Below are 21300 nucleotides of genomic sequence, written 5' to 3'. Positions count from 1 at the left end.
GACCACCGCCGCCCGCAAAAAAGCCGTCAGCCCCGTAATTAATTCGGCCTTCTGGCCTTGACGTCCTACACAGCGGTACTTTTTCTTACAAGACATGCGGAATCGGCTTAATTGACCCGGTTCCGACATTGGGTCACCGTGTGCTTGCAGCATCAATCTTCAATCCAACACACAGGGACGTGCATGTAATGAGTGGATACAACCCCAGGGCTCTTGCCAGTTCGAGAGCCGAAAAAGTTTGCAAGCGAACAGTTCAAACAACCGGTGGATGCTTCCATGCCCAGTCATGAAGCCAGAATGCCATTGAGCCCGGTTGCCCCTCTCGTCGAAAGTCGCGCGAATCAAAAGTCCGAATTCAAGAACAGCGCCAAAACCACTGGAGAAGTTGATATGGAACCTCGTGTTACCGAGCTGGAGACCCATCTCAAGTACCTTCGGCGGGACATGGACGAAGTCCGCAGTGATGTCAGAACAATCAAACACCGGCTTGCTTACTCAGCGGGTGCGACAGCGGTAGTGCTGGGTCTGCTGGGTTGGGTGGCCAATAGCCGATTCGACCAGCTTGTGGCACTGATCAGCAATTAATTGAATGAGTCATTGCAGGCGCCGCCAGCCGACGCCTGTATTTGCGAGACAGCGGTCAGTCCAGCAGATCACTCAGCGGAATGAAGACCACTTCGTCGCCGGCGCTCAGCGTGCGACCTTCCAACACTTCGACCAATCCATCTGCCCACGCGGCGCTACGCAGAACGCCTGAGCTCTGGTTGCGGTAAACAGTGGCCCGCCCTTGCTCCAGACGGCCGCGCAGGTACTCACGCCGATTGCCTGCCACCGGCCAGGCAAAACCCGCTGGTACGCTGAACTTAAGCGGCTCGACGTCCAGAACGCCCTGACGGCGTAATAGATATGGCCGAGTGAGTAGCGCAAAGGTCACCAGCGTCGATGCCGGATTTCCTGGCAAGCCAATGACCGGCACATTGCGGAAATGGCCAAACGTCAGCGGTTTTCCAGGTTTGATCGCCAGTTTCCAAAGGGCAAGCTCGCCCTCTTCTCGCAAGGCGACACCCAGAAAATCCGCCTCACCTACCGACACGCCACCCGTGGAAAGGATCAGATCAACATCCTGCAACTCCCCCAGACGGGCACGGGTAGTGGCCAGATTATCCGGAAGAATGCCGGCATCGATCACCTCGCAGCCCAGACGTTGCAGCCAACTGCACAGCAACACCCGATTGCTGTTGTATATCTGACCCGGCCCCAGTGCCTGGCCGGGCTCGACCAATTCATCTCCCGTGGAGATCACCGCGACGCGAACCTTGCGCACGACGTTCAACCCGGCACACCCCAACGATGCAGCCAGTCCCTGCTCTATGGGGCCCAACCGAGTCCCGGCGGGCAGGATCAGTTCACCGACAGTGGTTTCCTGACCTTGCGGGCGGATGTTCTGCCCAACCTTCAGCGGCTCGAGGAAGCGCACCGTTTCATCGGCTTGAACCTCTGCGTTTTCCTGCATTTCCACGCAATCGGCACCCGCCGGCACCGGAGCCCCTGTGAAAATCCGTGCACAGGTGCCCGGCGCCAGTGGTTCGGGGGATTGCCCGGCAAATACCTTCTGACTGACCGGCATCGGCTGGCCATCCCAATCCGTCAGGTTCAGCGCGTAACCATCCATGGCACTGTTCGGCCACGGGGGCAGATCCAGCGTCGAAATCAGATCTTCGCTCAGCACCCGCCCCTGAACCTGAGCCAGCGGCAAATATTCACGCTCGACAATGGGTGAGGCCTCGGCCATTTCGAGCAGACGCGCCAGCGCCACCTCGACCGGCATCAGTGCCCCGCTCTTGCCCGGCTTACCCACGGGATTCACAAGGTGCCGCCTGCTTCAAATGAGTGACGAAATTGCACGGGCGGTGACGAGCGTCCAACTGCTCACCCAGGATGCCATCCCAACCGGTGCGTACGGCATTGGTCGAACCCGGCAGGCAGCAAACCAGCGTGCCATTGGCCAGACCGGCCAGCGCACGGGACTGAACCGTGGAGGTGCCGATATCGGCTACCGATATCTGCCGGAACAGCTCACCAAACCCGTCGACCTGCTTGTCGAGCAAGCAGGCAACGGCCTCAGGTGTGCTGTCGCGGCCGGTGAAACCGGTACCGCCGGTGATCAAGACAACCTGCACGACATCGTCTGCAATCCAGGTGGCGACTTGCGCGCGAATTTTGTAGAGGTCATCTTTGAGCAAAACCCGCTGCGCCAAAAAATGGCCCGCAGCGGTCAAACGGTCGACGAAGACCTGACCTGAGGTGTCGGTTTCCAGTGTTCGGGTGTCACTGACAGTCAGCACCGCAATATTGAGCGGCACGAAAGGTACATCAGCCTTGGCTTTCATAGGCTCGTCCAGTTGTAGGAGAAACAGCCCGGTGTTATATCACAGCGCCTCATTTTTTCGCCGCCCCTCTGGAGAGCTGCCATGATTCTCGACACGCAACCGCCCCCTTGCTCCATTCTGCTCCTGGCAGGCGGACGCGGCCAACGCATGGGCGGCCAGGACAAAGGCTTGGTCGAGTGGCAGGGCGAGCCGTTGATTACACATTTGCAGCGCAAGGTTCGTGGGCTGACCGATGACCTGATCATCTCCTGCAACCGCAATCGCGAGCGTTACGCGCCATTCGCCGATCAATTGGTTGTCGATGACGAGGGCGATTTTCCGGGGCCATTGGCCGGCATTCGTGCGGGCCTGAAAGCTGCGCGCCATCCGCATCTGCTGGTCTTGCCCTGTGATGTTCCGCGCATTGACGCAGCGTTACTGCAAAGCATGCGTGAGACGGCCAATCAGAATCCTGAAAAACCTTTAATGTTGCGCCATGACGAGCACTGGGAACCGTTGTTATGTGTGATTCCGGTAGCCCTTCGACCCGCCTTCGAAGAGGCCTGGAACGCCGGTGAGCGCAGCCCCGGCCGGGTCATGCGCAACCTTGGCGCCACTGCCCTGCAATGCCCGGACAACGACCCGCGACTGGCCAACCTCAATACCCCCGAACTGTTAAATTCCCACAACACTGTGTCAGACTGACAGCACTCAAGGAACTCTCACGCCTTGTATACGTCTCAAGCTCAGTAACCAAAAGAATTCCCATTCGGAGACACACCCATGACTCAACGGACCCTCGCCACTTTCATGCTCGCACTGGGCCTGGCTACCCTCGCCGGTTGCTCGTCGCCTACAGTGATCACCTTGAATGACGGTCGCGAAATCCAGGCCGTCGACACCCCGAAATACGATGACGATTCGGGCTTCTACGAGTTCAAACAGCTGGACGGCAAAGAAACCCGCATCAACAAGGATCAGGTTCGTACCGTTAAAGAGCTGTAAGCTCGGGTTCGATACCGGATACAGAAAAGCCCGCATTAATGCGGGCTTTTTCATGGGCGCTCGAAAGGTGGCTTTGGCCTCACCATTGCAGCGTAATCCGACTCTCGAATTCTCGCTCCTCACCGGTCACAGGGTCGATAAACCGTAGACCTTGCGCCAGCAGCTTCAGCGGATTGGCATAGTCATCCTCGACGTCTTTCAACACCTGCGGATAAAACGGGTCGTTGCAGATACTCGCCCCCAACGCAGTCATGTGGACGCGCAACTGATGTTTCTTGCCGGTTACCGGAAACAAACCATAGCGCCACAGATCGCCATTCTTTTCCCGAACCTCCACCGCCGTTTCGGTGTTGCTGGCCCCCGCGCCTTCCTGCATGCGGAAAAACGGTTCGCCATCCACCAGACGGCTCTTGTGCACCAGCGGAAAGTTCAGACCCGGCAGCGCCGGGGCGATGGCTTCATAGCGCTTGTCGATCTGCCGCGTGGGGAACAGTGACTGATAGGCCGAACGGGTTTGCGGATTGGCCGAAAAAATAACCAGTCCCGCCGTATGCCGGTCGATGCGGTGCAGTGGCACCAGGTGAGGATTGTCCATACGTCGGATCAAACGCCGCAGTAACGTTTGTTCGACGTACTCACCTGCTGGTGTCACTGGCAGAAAATGTGGTTTGTCAGCCACTACCAGATGCTCGTCCGCATACAGAATCGACTCGACCACCGGGATCGGCTTTTCGTCCGGCACTTCGCGAAAATAGTGAATCCGCAAACCTTCCTTGTAAGCCAAATCCACCGGGATCGGCCGACCATGGCCATCCAGCACTCGCCCCCGGGCGATCCGGTCCAGCCATTGCTCGCGATCAATGGCGCTGAAATGCTCGCACAGGCAATCGAGTACGGTCAGCCATTTACCGGGCGGCAGATAAAGTGTGCTCGCCTGATTCTGCGCAGCAGAGAATGTAGATGTGGACATACGGAAATCGAACCCTCAATGCAGTGCGGCATTATCCAGCACAGAGGAAAACGAGCCTAGCGTTGAATGCTCAGGCCGGGATCGTTTTGAGCGCTGCAGCCTCAGTGAACTCCTTGAGCCAGCGCAGCACATCGACGGCCTCCCAGCGGCCCGGGTCATACAAGGCGTAAAGCAAACCCTGATAACCGACCACATCCAGTTGCTTGTGATAACCGGCACGCTGAAACAAGGCCTCGATCTCGGCAAAGCAGGTGTTGAAATGCAGCTTGTTGAAGGGCGTCTTGCCTTCCGTGACCAACCCGTCCAGGCGCAATTCGAGAACGGCCTCGCGCACCACGTCAACCGACATCCGGTTCACGCTGTTCTTCAACTGTTCGACATTGACCACGGTTCATCCCTCTGAAGCATTTACTGTATGAACATACAGTAACCGAACAATCCGCAAAATGCCAAGGAATGGATGGCAGCGGCGACCGGCGGGATTAGCCAGGAAACTTGGATTAACGCAAAAACGCCACGACTTGATCAGCGCTGAATGGCCAATCCAGTTCAGCCCCGGTGTCGATGCGACGCAATACCGGAATTCGCAGGCTATAAGCCTCGAACCACGATTCGTCATCCGCGATATCGACCAGTTCGACCAGCAAGCCATGCTCGACAAAAGGCATCAGCTCAGCCTCGGCGACTTCACACAAATGGCATCCAAGGGTGCCGAAAAGCTGACATTCAGGAGGCATGATTGCTCAACCAGAAAATGAGTGGACCTATTCTAGGCCGCAGCTGAAAACCCGTCGAGCCACCGCCGCCCAAAGGCTCAAGCGTCCCGACAAAGGTTCACAGGCAAAACCCTGACGCAAATCAGTCCGCAGAAAAACCATTTACGCGATCCTCCCGGTCTTTTTGCCTCTACGCTTGAAAAGCCTGAATCTGACATCGGAGTGTCCAGTGTTTGCCAATCTGTTGATCATCCTCGCCTCGTCTCTCGTGGTGATTGCCCTGTTCCGTCGCCTGCGCTTGCCGCCGGTTCTGGGTTATCTGTGCGTGGGACTGCTGGTCGGACCGAGTGCGTTCGACTGGGTCAACGAGAGCGAACACTTGCCCGACGTCGCGGAGTTGGGGGTGGTGTTTCTGTTGTTTTCACTGGGTCTGGAGTTCTCCCTGTCGAAGATGATCGCGCTGCGCCAAGTAGTGTTCCGTCTCGGCAGTCAGCAGGTGCTGGTCAGCACCGCGCTGCTCGGGCTGCTATTGATGCTGTTGGGCATGCCGATCACACCCGCGCTGTTGCTCGGCGCCGGGCTTTCGCTGTCATCAACGGCGATTGTGACCAAAGAGTTGGGCAGCCTTGGCGAGGTGTTCAGCAGCCACGGCCAGAATGCGGTTGGTGTTTTACTGTTTCAGGACGTGGTCGCGGTATTGCTGCTGACGTTGGTGCCCGTGTTCGCCGGCAGCAGCGAGCAAGCCTGGTACTGGGCGCTGCCACTGACGCTGGCAAAAACCGTGGTGCTGTTTGTCGGTCTGCTGCTGGCCAGTCGCTGGTTACTGCCGAGGCTGTTTCATGAAGTGGCCGCGTCACGCTCGGCAGAATTGTTCGTGCTGCTGGCGCTGGTGATTGTGCTGTTGACCGCGTGGTTGACTCACCTGCTGGGCCTGTCCCCTGCCCTCGGTGCATTTCTGGCTGGCATGTTGCTCGGTGAAAGCCACTATCGGCATCAGATCGAGGCCGACATCCGGCCATTCCGCGACATCCTGCTCGGCGTGTTTTTCGTCAGCATCGGCATGCTCATTGACCTGCAACTGTTCGTCAGTCACAGCCTGCTGATCCTCGGGCTCACCGTCGGTTTGATGGTGATCAAGGGCATCGTCGTCGCCTTGTTGGTGAAGTGGCGCGGCAGCGACAGCGAAACGGCGTGGCGCAGCGGTCTGGCATTGGCTCAAGGTGGCGAGTTCTGCTTCGCACTGATGGCGCAGATGCAGCAACACAGCATGATGCCCGAAGCATTGAGCGATCTTCTGCTCGCCGCAACGTTCTGCTCGATGCTGCTGACGCCACTGTTGCTGCGCGCAGCTCCCCGCATCGCGGCCGCCCTGCACCGCAAGCCCAATCAGGAAGCACAGATCGAGGAGATCAGCGCACTCAACGCCGACCTCAATCAGCACGTGGTGATATGTGGCTACGGCCGCGTCGGCCAATCCATCGGGCGTTTCCTGCGCAATGCCAAACAGCCTTATATCGCCTTGGACAGTGATCCGGTTCGCGTACAGGAAGCCGCCAGTGGAGAAAGTGACGTGCATTACGGCGACTCGTCACGCGCCGATCTGCTGATCGCCGTTGGCCTGCTGCGCGCCAGACTGCTGGTGGTTGCGGTGGATCAGAGTGACATTGCCCTGCGTATCCTCAAGGAAGCGCGCCGGCTCAACGCCCACGTGCCGATCCTGGTGCGCACCCGCGACGACAGCCAATGGGCCGAATTGAAAGCCGCCGGCGCCACCGAAGTGGTGCCGGAGCTGTTGGAGTCGAGCCTGATGCTCGCCGCCCACGCTTTGATCATGCTTGGCTTGCCGGCGCATCAGGTGCAGGAAAAAGTCGATCAGGTGCGCATCGACCGCTATCGCCTGCTCCACGGCTTTTATCCCGGTAGCGACGATGCCGAGACTTAGTCCTGGCTCACCGCGCCGATCTTGTGCAATGACAGGTCGGCGCCGTAAAACTCTTGTTCCTGACTCAGGCGCAGCCCGTGCAGAGCCTTGATCACGCCGTAAACGACGAAGCCACCGATCAGCGCCACCGCGACGCCGAGTGCGGTGCCGATCAACTGGCTGATCAGGCTGACGCCACCGATCCCGCCAAGCGCAGTCTGGCCGAAGATCCCGCAGGCAATCCCGCCCCAGACGCCGCACAAGCCATGCAACGGCCACACGCCCAACACATCATCGATGCGCCATTTCACCTGCGCTGCAGTAAAGCACCAGACGAACAGCGCACCGGCAATCGCGCCAGTCACCAAGGCGCCGACCGGATGCATCAGATCGGAGCCGGCACAGATTGCGACCAGACCGGCCAATGGACCGTTGTGGAGAAAGCCCGGGTCATTGCGCCCGACGAGCAGCGCTGCCATCGTGCCACCGACCATCGCCATCAGCGAATTGACCGCCACCAGACCGCTGACGCCTTGCAGTGTTTGCGCACTCATCACGTTGAAACCGAACCAGCCGACGATCAAAATCCACGAACCCAGCGCCAGAAAGGGAATGCTCGACGGTGCGAACGCCACCAGACGACCGTCGCGATATCGGCCATTACGCGGCCCCAGCAGCAATACCGCCGCCAGCGCCAGCCAACCGCCCATGGCATGCACTACAACGGAACCGGCGAAATCATGGAAAGCGGCACCAAACTGCGCCGTCAGCCACGCTTGCAGGCCGTAGTTGCCGTTCCAGATCATGCCTTCGAAAAACGGATAGATGAACGCGACAATCAGCGCCGTGGCACACAACTGCGGCACGAAACGCGCGCGTTCGGCGATGCCACCGGAAATGATCGCCGGGATCGCAGCGGCAAAGGTCAGCAGGAAGAAAAACTTCACCAGTCCATAACCGTGATCGGCGCTCAGCACCGCCGCCGGCTGCATGAACGTCACGCCATAAGAGATCCAATAGCCTATAAAGAAATAGGCCAGCGTCGAGACGGCGAAATCGCTGAGAATCTTCGACAGCGCATTGACCTGGTTTTTCTGGCGGACCGTACCGACCTCCAGAAAGGCGAAACCGGCGTGCATCGCCAGCACCATCACCGCACCGATCAGAATGAACAAGGTATTGGAGCTGTGAACCAGGGTGTCCACAGCGCTTTGCAGATTTTCCATAAGCAGGCAGACCTAAAGGCGAAAAAGGCACCAAAGCGGTTCATGCGCACATTTCATGCACCAAGTTGCGACCGCGCAGTCACGAATCCGGATGTCCGGCGAACTGCTTTGGCGCACGAGGTTGATGTCCTGACACGAACCGGGCTTGTTTGGGATAAGGTTTTTCAAGGCGCACGCCCGGCAACAGCGCACAACGCCGAGCGACGCACCACGACACAGCAAAAGTTGTACCAGTCATTTGTACTGAACCTTCGCGCAAGGCTCATACTCGAACGCTTCAGACGTCACTTACGGAGATCCACCATGGCCAGCATCAAGGCAAAGACTGCTCAAGAAATCCTCATGAACGACTTCCAGACTTTGGTCGCCGACACCGAACGCTTGCTCGAGCACACCGCCACTCTGGCCGGCGATCAGGCCGATGAGCTGCGCGAGCAGATCCACGACAGCCTGCTGCGCGCCCGCGAAACCCTGAAACTGACCGAAGACACCCTGCGTGATCGCGGTCAGGCCGCCGTGACTGCCACTGAAGATTATGTGTCGGCCAACCCTTGGCAGTCCGTCGGTATCGCTGCCGGTGTCGGCTTCCTGATCGGCCTGCTGGCTACTCGGCGCTGATTATGTCGATCGGTGAATCCGGCCCGACTGCGGGCACCGCCTCCTCCACGCGACGCCTGGGCGCCGCCGTTCTCGGTCTGCTGCACAGCCATGTCGAATTGTTCGGCATCGAATTGCAGGAGCAGAAATCACGCACCGTCAGCCTGTTGCTGTTCGCCGGCTTGGCCTTGGTCTTTGCCCTGTTATTGCTGGTGGGGTTATCGACCTTGGTGATGATCGTGTTCTGGGACACTTACCGCTTGGCCGCGATCATTGGCCTGTGCGTTTTCTATACCCTGGCCTCGATCTTCTGTGGGCTGCGCCTCAAGGCAGCAATCTTCGATGAGTCCTCGCCTTTCCACGGCACGCTCGAAGAGCTGGCCAACGACCGGGAGCGCCTGCTGCCATGAGCCTGCCTGAACTGCCACACAACAGCTCGCGTCGGGAAATGCGCAAGGCGTTGATCCGTCTGCGCATGGAAATGCATCGTCAGGAAATCCGTCATGAAGCCGGGCAAGTCCTGCAACCCCTGCACCGCATGCGCGGCATGACGCAAAACCTGCAAGGTGGCTTCGGCATCAAACACGCGCCATTGTGGGGCGTGGCCGCCGTTACGCTACTGGGTTTTATCACCGGCAAAGGCGCGAAAAGCGGCGGCGCTGGCGGATTGACTCGCTTGATCCGACTCGGCACCAGTCTCGGTCCGCTGATCAAACTGGTCATGCAGAGCTCGGCGAAACGCTAAGCAGATACATCTGGCTACATTCTTGCAATAGCGGCGGGATGAACCTCTTTATCCGGAGGTTCAATCCCGTGCGCCTACCCGGTCGGCGGGGTTCATCAGAACAAGAACCACTAAGGAGGCCCCGTGATCGACGGGCAACCGCTCGCCTGCTTTCAACCTTTTATCGATACCGCCACGGGACGCATTGCCGGCGTTGAAGCGCTGGGTCGCCTGCGCCAGGCTGACGGTCAATTGAATTCGGTCGGGCCTTTGTTCGCCGACCCGCGCACACCCGCCATAGCCCTGCGGCGCCTCGACCGGCAGATCCGCGACAACGCCTTGAGCCGCTTGCACGAAGCGCCGGCAGACTGGTTTCTCAGCCTGAACATGTCACCGCGCTGGATCAGTCGCCTGCGCGCCGATCAAGCCTTGCCCAGCCTCAAGCAATTGGCACGCTACAACATCGATCCGCAACGTATTGTTTTCGAAATCACCGAACTGGCTGGCAATGGTCAACGCCTGGCCGAAGTCGTCGCGCGCTATCGCGAGGCGGGCGCGAGAATCGCCATCGACGACTTTGGCGCCGGCTACTCGCAACTGGATCGTGTACTGGCCCTGCAACCGGACATTCTCAAACTCGATATGCGTCTGTTCCAGGCCGCGGCACTGGGTGGGCCGAGCAGTGATGTGGTCAAGGCTCTCGCACAGATGGCTGAGAAGACCGGTTGCTGGATCATTGCCGAAGGCGTCGAGACCGAAGCACAGCTGAATTTCGCCCTGGAATGCGGATCGCGCTATGTACAGGGTTTCCTGTTCGCGCGGGCACAGGAGGCGTTTTTCCCCACTGACGCGTTCGTGCAACGCTTCGCCGAACTGCGCCAGCGCTATGTCCGGCAGAAGCTCGCCGAGCGCGGGCGGCTGATGCAAATGCGCCAGCAACTCGCTGAACTGATGTCGATCCTGCAAGCCTGGGCTCAGGCACGTGCACCGTTAAGCGCATTGCCACAACTGGAGGCCTTCCCCTGGCTGCTGCGTTTCTATCAATGCGATCGCCACGGCACACAACTGACGCCCAACCTCGAATGGCGGCAGCACGGCTGGGTCGCCGACAATCGTTATCTGGGGCACAACTGGTCATGGCGTCCGTACTTCTATCATTTGCTTGCCGAAGGCTGGGAGGAGCGGCGTTTGACACTCTCCAATACCTACCGCGATGCCACCAGTAATCAATACTGCCTGACGGCCGGACAGTTTTTTGACAACGGTGAGCGTTTGCTGTTGATCGACATCGACGCGGCAGGGTTGTAGTTACGCTTGCAGGGGCGTGCGCGAACCGGGAAGCTAGGGGCCAACGCCCCCAGCCACCTGACGGAGAGAATCAGCCTTGGATTGGCAAACCCTGCTCAACCGCGAACGCCTCGGCAAGCCGCTGCACAGCCCGCAAGAACTTGGCCGCAGCCCTTTCCACAAAGACCATGACCGCATTATTTTCTCCGGTGCCTTCCGCCGCCTCGGACGCAAGACCCAGGTGCACCCGGTCACCAGCAACGACCACATTCACACACGCCTGACCCATTCGCTGGAAGTCAGTTGCGTCGGCCGTTCGCTGGGTATGCGGGTGGGCGAAACCCTGCGCAGTGCCTTGCCCGAATGGTGCGACCCGGCCGACCTCGGCATGGTCGTGCAGTCGGCGTGTCTGGCTCACGACATCGGTAATCCGCCGTTCGGCCATTCCGGTGAAGATGCCATTCGCCACTGGTTCCAGCAGGCCGCCGGGCGTGGCTGGCTGGACGGCATGAGTGAAGCCGAACGCGCTGACTTCCTCAACTTCGAAGGCAATGCCCAGGGCTTTCGCGTACTGACTCAGCTGGAGTATCACCAGTTCGACGGCGGTACACGGCTGACCTACGCCACCCTCGGCACCTACCTGAAATACCCGTGGACCGCGCGTCACGCCGACTCCCTGGGTTACAAGAAACACAAATTCGGCTGCTATCAGAGCGAACTCCCGCTGCTTGAGCAGATCGCCCACAAACTGGGCCTGCCGCAAATCGAAGACCAGCGTTGGGCGCGTCATCCGTTGGTGTATCTGATGGAGGCCGCCGACGACATCTGCTACGCGCTGATCGACCTCGAAGACGGCCTCGAAATGGAGCTACTGGAATACGCCGAAGTCGAATCCCTGCTGCTCGGGCTAGTGGGTGATGATCTGCCGGAAACCTATCGTCAGCTCGGCCCACAGGATTCGCGTCGACGCAAACTGGCGATCCTGCGCGGCAAGGCCATCGAGCATTTGACCAACGCTGCGGCGCGGGCTTTTGTCGAGCAACAAGATGCACTGCTCGCCGGCACGCTGCACGGCGATCTGGTGGAGCACATGCACGGCCCGGCCAAGCGTTGCGTGCTGAATGCCAAGGACATCGCCCGCAAGAAAATCTTTCAGGACAAACGCAAAACCCTGCATGAAATCGGCGCCTATACGACGCTGGAGATCTTGCTCAATTCGTTCTGCGGTGCCGCGCTGGAACAACACAACGGGCGTACGCCGTCGTTCAAGAGCCGGCGTATTCTCGATCTGCTGGGCAGTAACGCGCCGGATCCTCGGGGTTCGTTACACACGTCGTTTCTGCGCATGATCGATTTCATTGCCGGCATGACCGACAGCTACGCCAGCGACATGGCGCTGGAAATGACCGGCCGCTCCAGCCACTGACCCCATCGCATGCGGGCGGCGATAGTTTTGGCCACCCGCATGCAGCCCCCCATCGTCGACCCACGGATTTTTACGAGCGACTGACAGGTCTGAAAACCCACAATGACCAAGCGGCAATGAAGCAAGTTTAAACATCTACAAAAAGCCCTTTACAGCCAGTACTTGCAAATCAATCAAGTCAAACTATAAGCCTCTTCAAATTCTGCTCCTCCTTACGTCAAACCTAGTTTGAACGTAGTCCGCTTCCTTATTGGTTGTAGGATTAATCCGATAACGTGACTAGAGCCATGTCACTTCATGCGAGTGCTCATTCAACTGAGCTAAGGTGCGCGCTTTATTCGTGCTTGCATGGGATTTGATTATGAACTCCGTTTTTATTGTCGACGATCACCCGGTCATCCGTCTCGCCGTTCGAATGCTGCTGGAGCATGAAGGTTACAAGGTCGTCGGTGAAACCGATAACGGAGTCGATGCCATGCAAATGGTGCGCGAGTGCATGCCCGATCTGGTCATTCTCGATGTGAGTATTCCCAAGCTGGATGGCCTGGAAGTATTGGCCCGCTTCAACGCCATGGGCTCGCCGTTGAAAATCCTGATTCTGACGGCGCAGTGTCCGACACTGTTCGGCATTCGCTGCATGCAATCCGGCGCATCGGGTTATGTCTGCAAACAGGAGGACCTGAGTGAACTGGTCAGTGCAATCAAGGCAGTACTTTCCGGTTACAACTATTTCCCCAGCCAGGCATTGAATCCGGTTCGCAGTGACGATATCCGTTTTGCCGAACTGGAACTGTTCAAATCCGTCAATGATCGCGAGCTGATGGTTCTGCAATTGTTCGCCCAAGGCCGCACTAACAAAGAGATCGCCAAGGGCATGTTTCTAAGTAATAAAACCGTCAGCACTTATAAAAAACGACTGATGCAGAAACTCAAGGCCAAATCCCTTGTAGAACTTATCGAGATGGCCAAACGAAACGCACTCGTGTGAGAGCCCGCATGCCCAGCCGTTTGAAGGACTATCTAATTGCGTTGAGTGCAGGTCTTTACCTGAGCGCCAATGTGTTCGCCATGCCCGGCACTTCACCGGACTATGCCTTGCTCAGCAGGTCGGCAAACGAGCCGGTATCGATCACGTTCGATGAGTCCCAGCGGCACTGGATGCGTGCACGTAGCGAACTGGTTCTGGGCACCTCGGCGCCTGACTACCCGCCGTTTGACATGACGGTCAGTGGCAAGGATTACGAAGGGCTGACAGCCGACTACGCCGGACTCCTTGGCCAGGCCACCGGTCTACCTGTCCGGGTGCAGCGCTTTCCTTCCCGGGATGCGGCGATTCGGGCACTGGTCGATGGCCAGGTCGACCTGCTGGGTACCGCTAACGGGTTCGAAGCGAGCAATGCCAATCTGGCGCTGTCGACCCCCTATGCCATCGACCTGCCGGTGTTGGTCACCCGCGAAGACGAAACCCGCTCACTCACCGAAGGCCTGGCCGGGCTGCGGCTGAGCATGGTCTATCACTATTTGCCGTTACCCGAAGTCAAGGCGCTGTATCCCAAGGCGCTCATTACTTGCTACCCCTCCTACCAGAACGCGATCAACGCCGTCGCGTTTGATCAGGCCGATGTGTTTCTCGGCGATACCCTGTCGACTCATTACATGATCAACAAGGGTTACCTGAACAATGTGCGCATGGCCAATTTCGGCAAGCAGGAAGCCCAGGGGTTCAGCTTCGCCGTGCGCCGCAACAACCCACAGTTGCTCGACATCGTCGACACCGTACTCAAGGCAGTGCCTGCCAGCGAACGCGACAATATTGCCAAGCGCTGGAGCGCCGGCAGCGATCTGTTGCTCACTGACCGAAAAATGCAACTGACCCAGCGCGAAGAGGTGTGGCTCAAACAGCATCCGGTGGTCAGCGTGGTCGTGAATGAAGCGTTCGCGCCCCTGACATTCTTTGACAACGACGGCAATTTTCGCGGCATCAGTGCCGACCTGCTCGAACTGATCCGCCTACGCACCGGCCTGCGTTTCGAGATCCGGCGCAGCCGCAATGACGCGGAAATGATCCAGCAGATAGACCGCCATCAAGCCGATCTGATCGCAGCATTGTTGCCAACAGCGGAGCGCGAAAAAACCCTCAACTTCAGTCGTCCCTATCTGGAAAATTCCTACGTTCTGCTGACCCGCAAGAGTGCCGACGGCCCGACCAACCTGGGCCAGCTCAAAGACAAGCAACTGGCGATTGCCCAAGGCAATCCGATGGTCGAATACCTGCGCCGAGAGTACCCGCGCATCCAGTTGATCGAAACCGCGGACACCTTCAGCGCGGTGTCGCTGCTCGCAGAAGGGCATGTCGACGGCGCGGTGAACTCACTGGTGATTGCCAACTACTTCATTTCTTCGCGGATCTTTAATCAAGCGCTGCAGATCACCACCACCATCGGCACCGGCCAGGCGGCATTTTCGCTGGCAACCGCTCGAGACAACACCGAGCTGACGTCGATCATCAACAAAGCATTGTTGAGCATCGCCCCCGATGAGCTGGGCGTGATCAATGGCCGCTGGCGCGGTTATTCCGCGGCGTCTCAAAACATCTGGCACAACTACCAGCGCCTGTTTTATCAAGTGATCGTCGGCGCTTGCCTGCTACTGCTGCTGCTTTTGGCCTGGAACGCCTATATGCGTCACCAGATCAAACAACGCCAGGCCGCCGAGCGCGCGCTGAACGACCAGTTCGAATTCATGCGTTCACTGGTCGACGGCACGCCGCATCCGATTTATGTGCGCGACCGCCAAGGTCTGCTGCAAAGCTGCAATGAAAGCTACCTCGAAGCGTTCAATGCCAAACGCGAAGACGTCATCGGCAAAAGCGTCATCGAGGGCACCTTGAGCAACGCCTTCGAGGCTCAGGCTTTTCAGGCCGACTATCAACGCGTCGTCGCCGAAGGCACACCGATGGTCGTCGACCGGCCTTTGCACATCGGTAACCGACGTCTGACGATCTATCACTGGATACTGCCGTACCGTGACTCCAGCGGTGATGTGCAAGGCATCATCGGCGGCTGGATCGACATCAGCGACCGCCGTCAGTTGTTCGAGGAACTGCGCACGGCCAAAGAACAGGCAGATGATGCCAACCGGGCGAAAAGCACGTTTCTGGCGACCATGAGTCACGAAATCCGTACGCCAATGAATGCCGTGATCGGCATGCTCGAACTGACGCTCAAACGCATGGATCAACAACATCCGGATCGCTCATCAATCGACACGGCCTATCATTCGGCCAAGGATCTGCTGGGGTTGATCGGTGACATTCTCGATATCGCGCGGATCGAATCCGGACGCCTGAGTCTTTGCCCGGAACGGGTCAATCTGGTCGACACCGTGACGTCAGTGGCGAGGATCTTCGACGGTCTCGCGCGGCAGAAGAATCTCTCCCTGCAAGTCATCTTCAATCCGCCGGATCTGGCCGTCGATGTGTATCTGGACCCTTTGCGTTTCAAACAGGTGCTGTCGAATCTGGTCAGCAATGCGATCAAATTCACCGAACAAGGCCATGTGCGCATTACCCTCGATCTCATGAACACCGATGCGCCCGCCCGCGCCTTGCTGCAACTGACCGTGCAGGACAGCGGTGTCGGCATCAGTGCGGAGGATCAGCAACGCTTGTTCGAACCGTTTGCCCAGACCGAAAACAGCAGTCAACAAGGCAGAAGCGGTGCCGGCCTGGGGCTGGTGATCAGTCGCAACCTGTGCGAAATGATGGGTGGACAACTGCAATTAAGCAGTCAGCCGGGCATCGGTACCCAGGTCTGCCTCTCACTGGCCCTGGAAACACTGCCGATACAGGTGAATACGATCAAAAGTGAACCTGCGATCAAGACATCCTGCTCTCCCCTGCGTGTGCTGGTGGTGGATGACCACCCGGCCAATCGCTTGCTGATGTGTCAGCAACTGGAGTTTCTCGGCCATCAATTCAGCATTGCCGAGAACGGCTGCAGTGGCCTCGAACTGTGGAAGGCCGGCCATTTCGACCTGGTGATCGTCGACTGCAACATGCCGTTGATGAATGGCTACGAATTGACTCGCGCCATTCGCCAGCATGAACTTCAGACACGCTGCCCACCCTGCACCGTACTGGGCTTCACAGCCAATGCACAGCCGGAGGAAATCCAGCGCTGCAAACAGGCCGGCATGAACGATTGCCTGTTCAAGCCCTTGAGCCTGAGCCTGCTCAGCCAGTGGGTCGATGGCATCACGCCGACGTTTGCACCACCAGCCTTCAACCTGCAGAACATGAACATGCTGACCGGAGGCAACCCTGCTCAAGCTCGCCGCCTGCTGGCCGAGCTGCTCAAAAGCAGCCGCCTCGATCGTCAGGAACTGCTCGCGCTGTCGCCTGAACATGATCGCGGGGCGCTGGCGGTGGTCGCTCACAAGATCAAGGGAGCCGCGCGTATCGCTCAGGCATCACGCGTGATCGAGTGTTGCGATGCCCTTGAGCAGGCCTGCGCCGAGGTCATGTCGACAGACGAGATCGCCCGCTGTTGCGAAGCGAGCAACCGGGCGATGCTCGATCTTGAGCAAGCCTTGCAGCAACAATTGGCGGTGTCGGATCAAAGCACAATGAGCTTGCCTTAACTATGCTTGGCGCTGAGCAGTGAGTTAACCATCATGGAGAGCCAGAAATGCCCAGCCCACTGCGCCCGGAGCAACGCCGGTTTCCGCTGCACGTGCACATCAGCGTCATGTTCACCTTCCTCTTGCTGCTTACCGGGGTCGTGCTGGGACTGTTCAATTACCGCCAGACCACCCAGATCATCCTGTCGAGCAGCGAGAAGCTGTTCGAGCGGATCGAACAGGACATTCGGCTGGACATGTCCGCCACCTATCAGCCGATCCGCCACCTGCTGAGTTTGCTGGCCGAAAACCCCGCCACTCAGGCCGCTCGCCTCGAACAACGCTTGCCCTTGCTCCGACCGTTCAGCCAGTCGCTCGTCGACAACCCGAATCTGGCCTCGCTGTACCTGGGTTATGCCAATGGCGATTTTTTCATGGTGCGGCCGTTGCGCAGCGCCGCTTTGAAGACGCTGCTCAAGGCCCCGGATGCGGCGGCGTACCAGGTCTGGAGTATCGAGCACGACCCGCAGGGCGCGGCGCACTCGCAGTCACTGTTCTTCGATCAGGCACTGACGCCGATCAGCCGTCAGGACAACTCCGATGACCGCTACGATCCGCGTAGCCGCGCGTGGTTCAACGATGCTCGCCAGCAAAACGAACAAATCACCACCGAACCCTACGTGTTTTTTTCCACGCACAACGTCGGCACGACCTTGGCCCGGCGCAGCGGCGAGAACGCCGTGATCGGCGCGGACCTGACGCTGGTCGCCCTGTCGGCTGCGCTGAGCAAACATGTCGTCACAGCCTCCACCGAGATTGCCCTGTTCGATGCCGACGGCAACGCCGTGGCCTATCCCGACAGCGAGCGCCTGATCATCGACGGCAGCACGGCCTCACTGGCCAAAGCGGCGGATCTGAGTCCGGGCTTGCATGCGCTGTTGTCCGGTGCAGCCACGGGTAATCGCCTGGAAGCCGATGGTCGCCAGTGGATCGTCGCCCGCAGCAGTATTCAGGAGGGCGGCCCGAAAGGTTTGCAGTTGGCGCTGCTGGTGCCGGAAGATGAATTATTGATTGATGCCTACCGTTTACGCTGGCAAGGCGCGCTGATCACCCTCGCGACCCTGCTGTTGTGCCTGCCGCTGGGCTGGGTGATTTCGCGGATACTGGTCAAGCCGCTGCATGCGCTGGTCAAGGAAGCGGACGCGATCCGCAGTTTCGATTTCAATTTTCCGCTGGCACGTCGCTCGCCAGTGCTTGAAGTCGACCAGTTGAGCGTGTCGATGGCGCGGATGAAGGACACCCTGGCGAGCTTCTTCCGGATCACCGACACCCTCGGCGCCGAAACCCGCTTCGCCCCGCTGCTGCAACGGGTGCTGTTCGAAACGGTGCAGATCGCCCAGGCGCAGGCAGGGCTGATCTATCTGCGGGAAAGTGACAGCAGCCGCATGGAGCCTTACGGACTGGTGATCGATGGTACGTCTCAGGCCTTGGAAGCGTTCGACATTCAGGGCCACGACCTGCAACAGAACAAAGGGCCGGCATGGTTTGAACAATTGGTCGGCGCCAACAACGTGGTCAGCAACTTCGGCGTCGATCAAGCCGGGGATCTGCAGAAGGTTCTGTTGGCGATGCAATCGCCACGCATCCATCTCATCGGCATCCGCCTGCACAATCGCCACGACGAAACCATCGGTCTGCTGATTCTGCTGGTGAACGACAGTGGCACGGCAGCCGATCTGGAGAAACTGCGCCCTGATCGCATCGCGTTCCTCCAGGCTGTCTCCGGCGCGGCGGCGGTGAGCATCGAGAGCCAGCGTCTGCAAGCTCGTCAGAAGCAACTGCTCGACGCCTTTATTCAATTACTCGCCGGCGCCATCGACGCCAAGAGTCCGTATACCGGCGGGCATTGTCAGCGGGTGCCGGAGCTGACACTGATGCTTGCCCAGGCCGCGGCGGCCAGCCAGGCCCCGGCGTTCAGTGCCTACCAACCGAGCGAGGATGAATGGGAAGCCCTGCACATTGCCGCGTGGCTGCACGACTGCGGCAAGGTCACGACGCCGGAATACGTGGTCGACAAGGCCACTAAACTGGAAACCATCAATGACCGTATTCATGAAATCCGCACCCGTTTCGAAGTGCTCAAACGTGACGCCTGGATCAGCTACTGGCAGGCACGGGCCTTGGGCGGCGACGAGGGCGCACTGGCCGAGCTGCGCGACGCCACGCTGACGGCGCTGGACGATGATTTTGCGTTTGTCGCCCGCTGCAATCTGGGCAGTGAAGCGATGGCCGAAGCAGATCTGCAGCGCCTTGATCATCTGGCCAGGCGCACCTGGATGCGCACCCTGGATGACCGGCTGGGTGTGTCATGGGAGGAGAATCGGCGTCAGTCGCGCACGCCGGCACCGAGCTTGCCGGTCAGTGAAACGCTTTTGGCGGACAAGCCCGAGCACCTGCTCGAGCGCGACCCGAACGAGTTGATTCCCGAAGACAACCCGTGGGGCTTCAAGCTGGATGTGCCGCGCTACAAATACAATCGCGGCGAGCTGTACAACCTGAGTATCAGCCGCGGCACCCTGACCCGTGAAGAGCGCTATGTGATCAATCATCACATGGTGCAGACGATCATGATGCTCAGCCATCTGCCCTTCCCCGGCCACCTCGACAGCATTGCCGAGATCGCCGGCGGTCATCATGAAAAAATGGACGGCACCGGTTACCCGAAACGCCTGAAGCGTGAAGACATGAGCCTGCCGGCGCGGATGATGGCGATTGCCGATATCTTCGAAGCGCTGACCGCGGCCGACCGCCCGTACAAGAAAGCCAAAACCTTGGGTGAGGCGTTGGCGATCATGGCGACCATGTGCCGCGAGGAGCACATTGATGCACAGCTGTTTGGTTTGTTCATCAACGAAGGCGTGTACATGCAGTACGCCGTACGCTTTCTCGATCCCGGGCAGATCGACAGCGTCGATCCGGCCAGCCTGTTGCACAAGGCTGGCCTCACCGCATGATCAGCAGTCGGTCAGGCGCAGGAAAATCGCTGCCAGTTGCTCGATACCGGCTTGATCCTGCGCGGTAAAACGCGCCAGTTTCGGGCTGTCGAGGTCGAGAACACCGATCAGGCGACCCTCCTTGACCAACGGCACGACCAGCTCACTGTTCGAAGCGCTGTCGCAGGCGATATGCCCCGGGAAGGCGTGCACATCTTCAACGCGCTGGGTTTGCCGGGTAGCCGCCGCCGCGCCACACACGCCACGGCCGAACGGAATGCGCACGCAGGCGATCTGCCCCTGGAACGGGCCAAGCACCAGTTCCTCATTGCGATTGAGGTAAAAACCCGCCCAGTTCAGGTCATCGAGCTGGTTGAACAGAAACGCCGAAAACTGCGCGGCGTTAGCGATGAAGTCGCGCTCGTCCGCCAACAGCGATTCCAATTGTGCGGTCAACATGCCATAGCCTTCGAGGCCCTGGCCGCTTTGTTGCAAATCAATCATGCCTTGTGCTCCAACAATTTCAGTCCCACCCAGTAACGGGCGAATTGGTACGCGCAACGTCCGTTGCGATTACCGCGGCCGGTGGCCCAACGCACGGCAAGGATGTCCAGCTCTTCGTCGCGCTGCCAGTTCAGCCCGGCCTTGGCGGCCAATTGGCCAATCCAGTGTTCAACGACATTGAGGAAGTGTTCTTGGGTAAACGGATAGAACGACAGCCACAGACCGAAACGGTCCGACAGCGCGATCTTGTCTTCAACGGCTTCGCTGGGGTGCAGTTCGCCGTCGACGCGTTTCCAGTTTTCGTTGTCGCTTTCCTTCTCCGGCACCAGGTGACGACGATTGGAAGTGGCGTACAGCAAAACGTTGTCCGGGGCCTGCTCAAGCGAGCCGTCGAGCACGCTTTTGAGCACGCGATAATCGCCTTCACCGGATTCGAACGACAAGTCATCGCAAAACAGCACGAAACGCTGCGGCAGTTTGCCGATCTGCTCGACCACCCGCGGCAGATCCGCCAGATGGTCACGCTCGATCTCGATCAGGCGCAGGCCTGCGCCGGCGTGTTCCGCCAGCAACGCGCGCACCAGCGACGACTTGCCGGTACCACGCGAGCCCCAGAGCAATGCATGGTTGGCCGGCATGCCATCGAGAAATTGCTGGGTGTTGCGCCCCAGTTGTTCGAGCTGACGGTCAACACCGATCAGGTCGGACAGGCGCATGTCGAGGCTGACTTCCAGCGGCAACAAGTAACCGCTGCGCCCGTCGCGCTGCCAGCGTGCAGCCAGACAAGTGTTCCAGTCGATCACCGGCCGTGGTGCCGGCAACAGCGGTTCGATCCGCGCCAGAACCGACTCGGCACGTTCAAGAAAAGCATTCAATCGGGAATCCACGTCTTCTCCTCGGGCACGTTCACAGTGATGATGGCGATTGCTGCGACGACACACA

20 protein-coding genes are annotated in these 21300 nt (G+C 59.0%); 12 read left to right on the top strand and 8 right to left on the bottom strand.

The features are described from left to right. Positions 1 to 276: 276 nt before the first annotated feature. Positions 277 to 585: a hypothetical protein gene (locus ACI514_RS04420; protein ID WP_174244470.1), complete on the top strand. Its 309-nt coding sequence runs from the start codon at positions 277 to 279 to the stop codon at positions 583 to 585. Between the two features lie 55 nt (positions 586 to 640). Here the strand turns inward: ACI514_RS04420 and glp are convergent, their stop codons facing one another. Together glp and moaB are read right to left on the bottom strand one after the other, a co-directional pair. Continuing rightward, positions 641 to 1867 carry a gephyrin-like molybdotransferase Glp gene (gene glp, locus ACI514_RS04415; RefSeq protein ID WP_160058887.1) on the bottom strand — a complete coding sequence of 409 codons (1227 nt, stop codon included), beginning with the start codon at positions 1865 to 1867 and terminating at the stop codon, positions 641 to 643. Next, entirely contained in the window at positions 1851 to 2390 is a 540-nt protein-coding gene (gene moaB / locus ACI514_RS04410) for a molybdenum cofactor biosynthesis protein B (RefSeq protein ID WP_007908664.1), read from the bottom strand. Before moaB ends, glp begins: the two co-directional genes overlap by 17 nt. 81 nt (positions 2391 to 2471) lie before the next feature. On the opposite strand from moaB, the gene mobA reads away from it, so the two are divergent. Both mobA and ACI514_RS04400 read left to right on the top strand, forming a co-directional pair. Then, positions 2472 to 3074: a molybdenum cofactor guanylyltransferase MobA gene (gene mobA / locus ACI514_RS04405; protein ID WP_160058888.1), complete on the top strand. Its 603-nt coding sequence runs from the start codon at positions 2472 to 2474 to the stop codon at positions 3072 to 3074. Positions 3075 to 3152: 78 nt separating this feature from the next. Continuing rightward, on the top strand, positions 3153 to 3374 hold the full coding sequence (locus tag ACI514_RS04400) for a YgdI/YgdR family lipoprotein (RefSeq protein WP_007908660.1): 222 nt from the start codon (positions 3153 to 3155) through the stop codon (positions 3372 to 3374). Between the two features lie 79 nt (positions 3375 to 3453). On the opposite strand, the gene ACI514_RS04395 is transcribed toward ACI514_RS04400, so the two are convergent. From ACI514_RS04395 to ACI514_RS04385, 3 genes are all read right to left on the bottom strand, one after another. Beyond that, on the bottom strand, positions 3454 to 4344 hold the full coding sequence (locus tag ACI514_RS04395; RefSeq protein ID WP_160058889.1) for a pseudouridine synthase: 891 nt from the start codon (positions 4342 to 4344) through the stop codon (positions 3454 to 3456). A 70-nt stretch (positions 4345 to 4414) separates the two neighbouring features. Further along, positions 4415 to 4732 carry a transcriptional regulator gene (locus ACI514_RS04390; RefSeq protein ID WP_123466484.1) on the bottom strand — a complete coding sequence of 106 codons (318 nt, stop codon included), beginning with the start codon at positions 4730 to 4732 and terminating at the stop codon, positions 4415 to 4417. Positions 4733 to 4844: 112 nt separating this feature from the next. Further along, a complete protein-coding gene (locus ACI514_RS04385; RefSeq protein ID WP_160058890.1) occupies positions 4845 to 5081 on the bottom strand; it encodes a glutaredoxin family protein in 237 nt (78 codons plus the stop codon). 208 nt (positions 5082 to 5289) lie between these two features. Between ACI514_RS04385 and ACI514_RS04380 the strand changes: the two genes are divergently transcribed. Further along, entirely contained in the window at positions 5290 to 7002 is a 1713-nt protein-coding gene (locus tag ACI514_RS04380; RefSeq protein ID WP_160058891.1) for a monovalent cation:proton antiporter-2 (CPA2) family protein, read from the top strand. Here the strand turns inward: ACI514_RS04380 and ACI514_RS04375 are convergent. Beyond that, complete coding sequence (locus ACI514_RS04375) at positions 6999 to 8207, bottom strand: ammonium transporter (protein ID WP_160058892.1); 1209 nt, start codon at positions 8205 to 8207, stop codon at positions 6999 to 7001. The two genes, ACI514_RS04380 and ACI514_RS04375, sit on opposite strands and share 4 nt — an antisense overlap. A gap of 303 nt (positions 8208 to 8510) precedes the next feature. Here ACI514_RS04375 and ACI514_RS04370 point away from each other — a divergent pair, with 303 nt between their 5' ends. The 8 genes from ACI514_RS04370 to ACI514_RS04335 all read left to right on the top strand — a co-directional run bounded on the left by ACI514_RS04370 (position 8511) and on the right by ACI514_RS04335 (position 19875). Continuing rightward, positions 8511 to 8825, top strand: coding sequence for a YqjD family protein (locus tag ACI514_RS04370; RefSeq protein WP_025113166.1), 315 nt, complete (start codon positions 8511 to 8513; stop codon positions 8823 to 8825). Positions 8826 to 8827: 2 nt separating this feature from the next. Next, positions 8828 to 9214, top strand: a complete 387-nt coding sequence (locus ACI514_RS04365) for a phage holin family protein (RefSeq protein WP_016985474.1) — start codon at positions 8828 to 8830, stop codon at positions 9212 to 9214. Further along, a complete protein-coding gene (locus ACI514_RS04360; protein ID WP_160058893.1) occupies positions 9211 to 9549 on the top strand; it encodes a hypothetical protein in 339 nt (112 codons plus the stop codon). The genes ACI514_RS04365 and ACI514_RS04360 overlap by 4 nt, the downstream gene beginning before the upstream one ends. A 123-nt stretch (positions 9550 to 9672) precedes the next feature. Then, entirely contained in the window at positions 9673 to 10836 is a 1164-nt protein-coding gene (locus tag ACI514_RS04355; RefSeq protein WP_160058894.1) for an EAL domain-containing protein, read from the top strand. A gap of 76 nt (positions 10837 to 10912) precedes the next feature. Continuing rightward, positions 10913 to 12241 carry a deoxyguanosinetriphosphate triphosphohydrolase gene (locus ACI514_RS04350; protein WP_160058895.1) on the top strand — a complete coding sequence of 443 codons (1329 nt, stop codon included), beginning with the start codon at positions 10913 to 10915 and terminating at the stop codon, positions 12239 to 12241. Positions 12242 to 12602: 361 nt separating this feature from the next. Next, positions 12603 to 13229, top strand: coding sequence for a response regulator transcription factor (locus tag ACI514_RS04345; RefSeq protein WP_007908640.1), 627 nt, complete (start codon positions 12603 to 12605; stop codon positions 13227 to 13229). Between the two features lie 8 nt (positions 13230 to 13237). Then, positions 13238 to 16882: a transporter substrate-binding domain-containing protein gene (locus ACI514_RS04340; RefSeq protein ID WP_405123137.1), complete on the top strand. Its 3645-nt coding sequence runs from the start codon at positions 13238 to 13240 to the stop codon at positions 16880 to 16882. Positions 16883 to 16929: 47 nt separating this feature from the next. Next, entirely contained in the window at positions 16930 to 19875 is a 2946-nt protein-coding gene (locus ACI514_RS04335) for an HD domain-containing phosphohydrolase (protein WP_405123136.1), read from the top strand. Here ACI514_RS04335 and ACI514_RS04330 read toward each other — a convergent pair whose 3' ends face one another. Both ACI514_RS04330 and ACI514_RS04325 read right to left on the bottom strand, forming a co-directional pair. Further along, positions 19876 to 20358 (bottom strand): GAF domain-containing protein, encoded by a 483-nt coding sequence (locus ACI514_RS04330; protein ID WP_160058898.1) that lies wholly within the window; start codon positions 20356 to 20358, stop codon positions 19876 to 19878. Next, complete coding sequence (locus ACI514_RS04325) at positions 20355 to 21245, bottom strand: ATP-binding protein (protein WP_405123135.1); 891 nt, start codon at positions 21243 to 21245, stop codon at positions 20355 to 20357. Before ACI514_RS04325 ends, ACI514_RS04330 begins: the two co-directional genes overlap by 4 nt. Positions 21246 to 21300: the final 55 nt, after the last annotated feature.

Source organism: Pseudomonas sp. M20 (assembly GCF_045037865.1).
Classification (GTDB): Bacteria; Pseudomonadota; Gammaproteobacteria; order Pseudomonadales; family Pseudomonadaceae; genus Aquipseudomonas.
The sequence above is the reverse complement of the archived record's forward strand: the minus strand, read 5'-3'. Positions and strand labels throughout refer to the sequence as shown.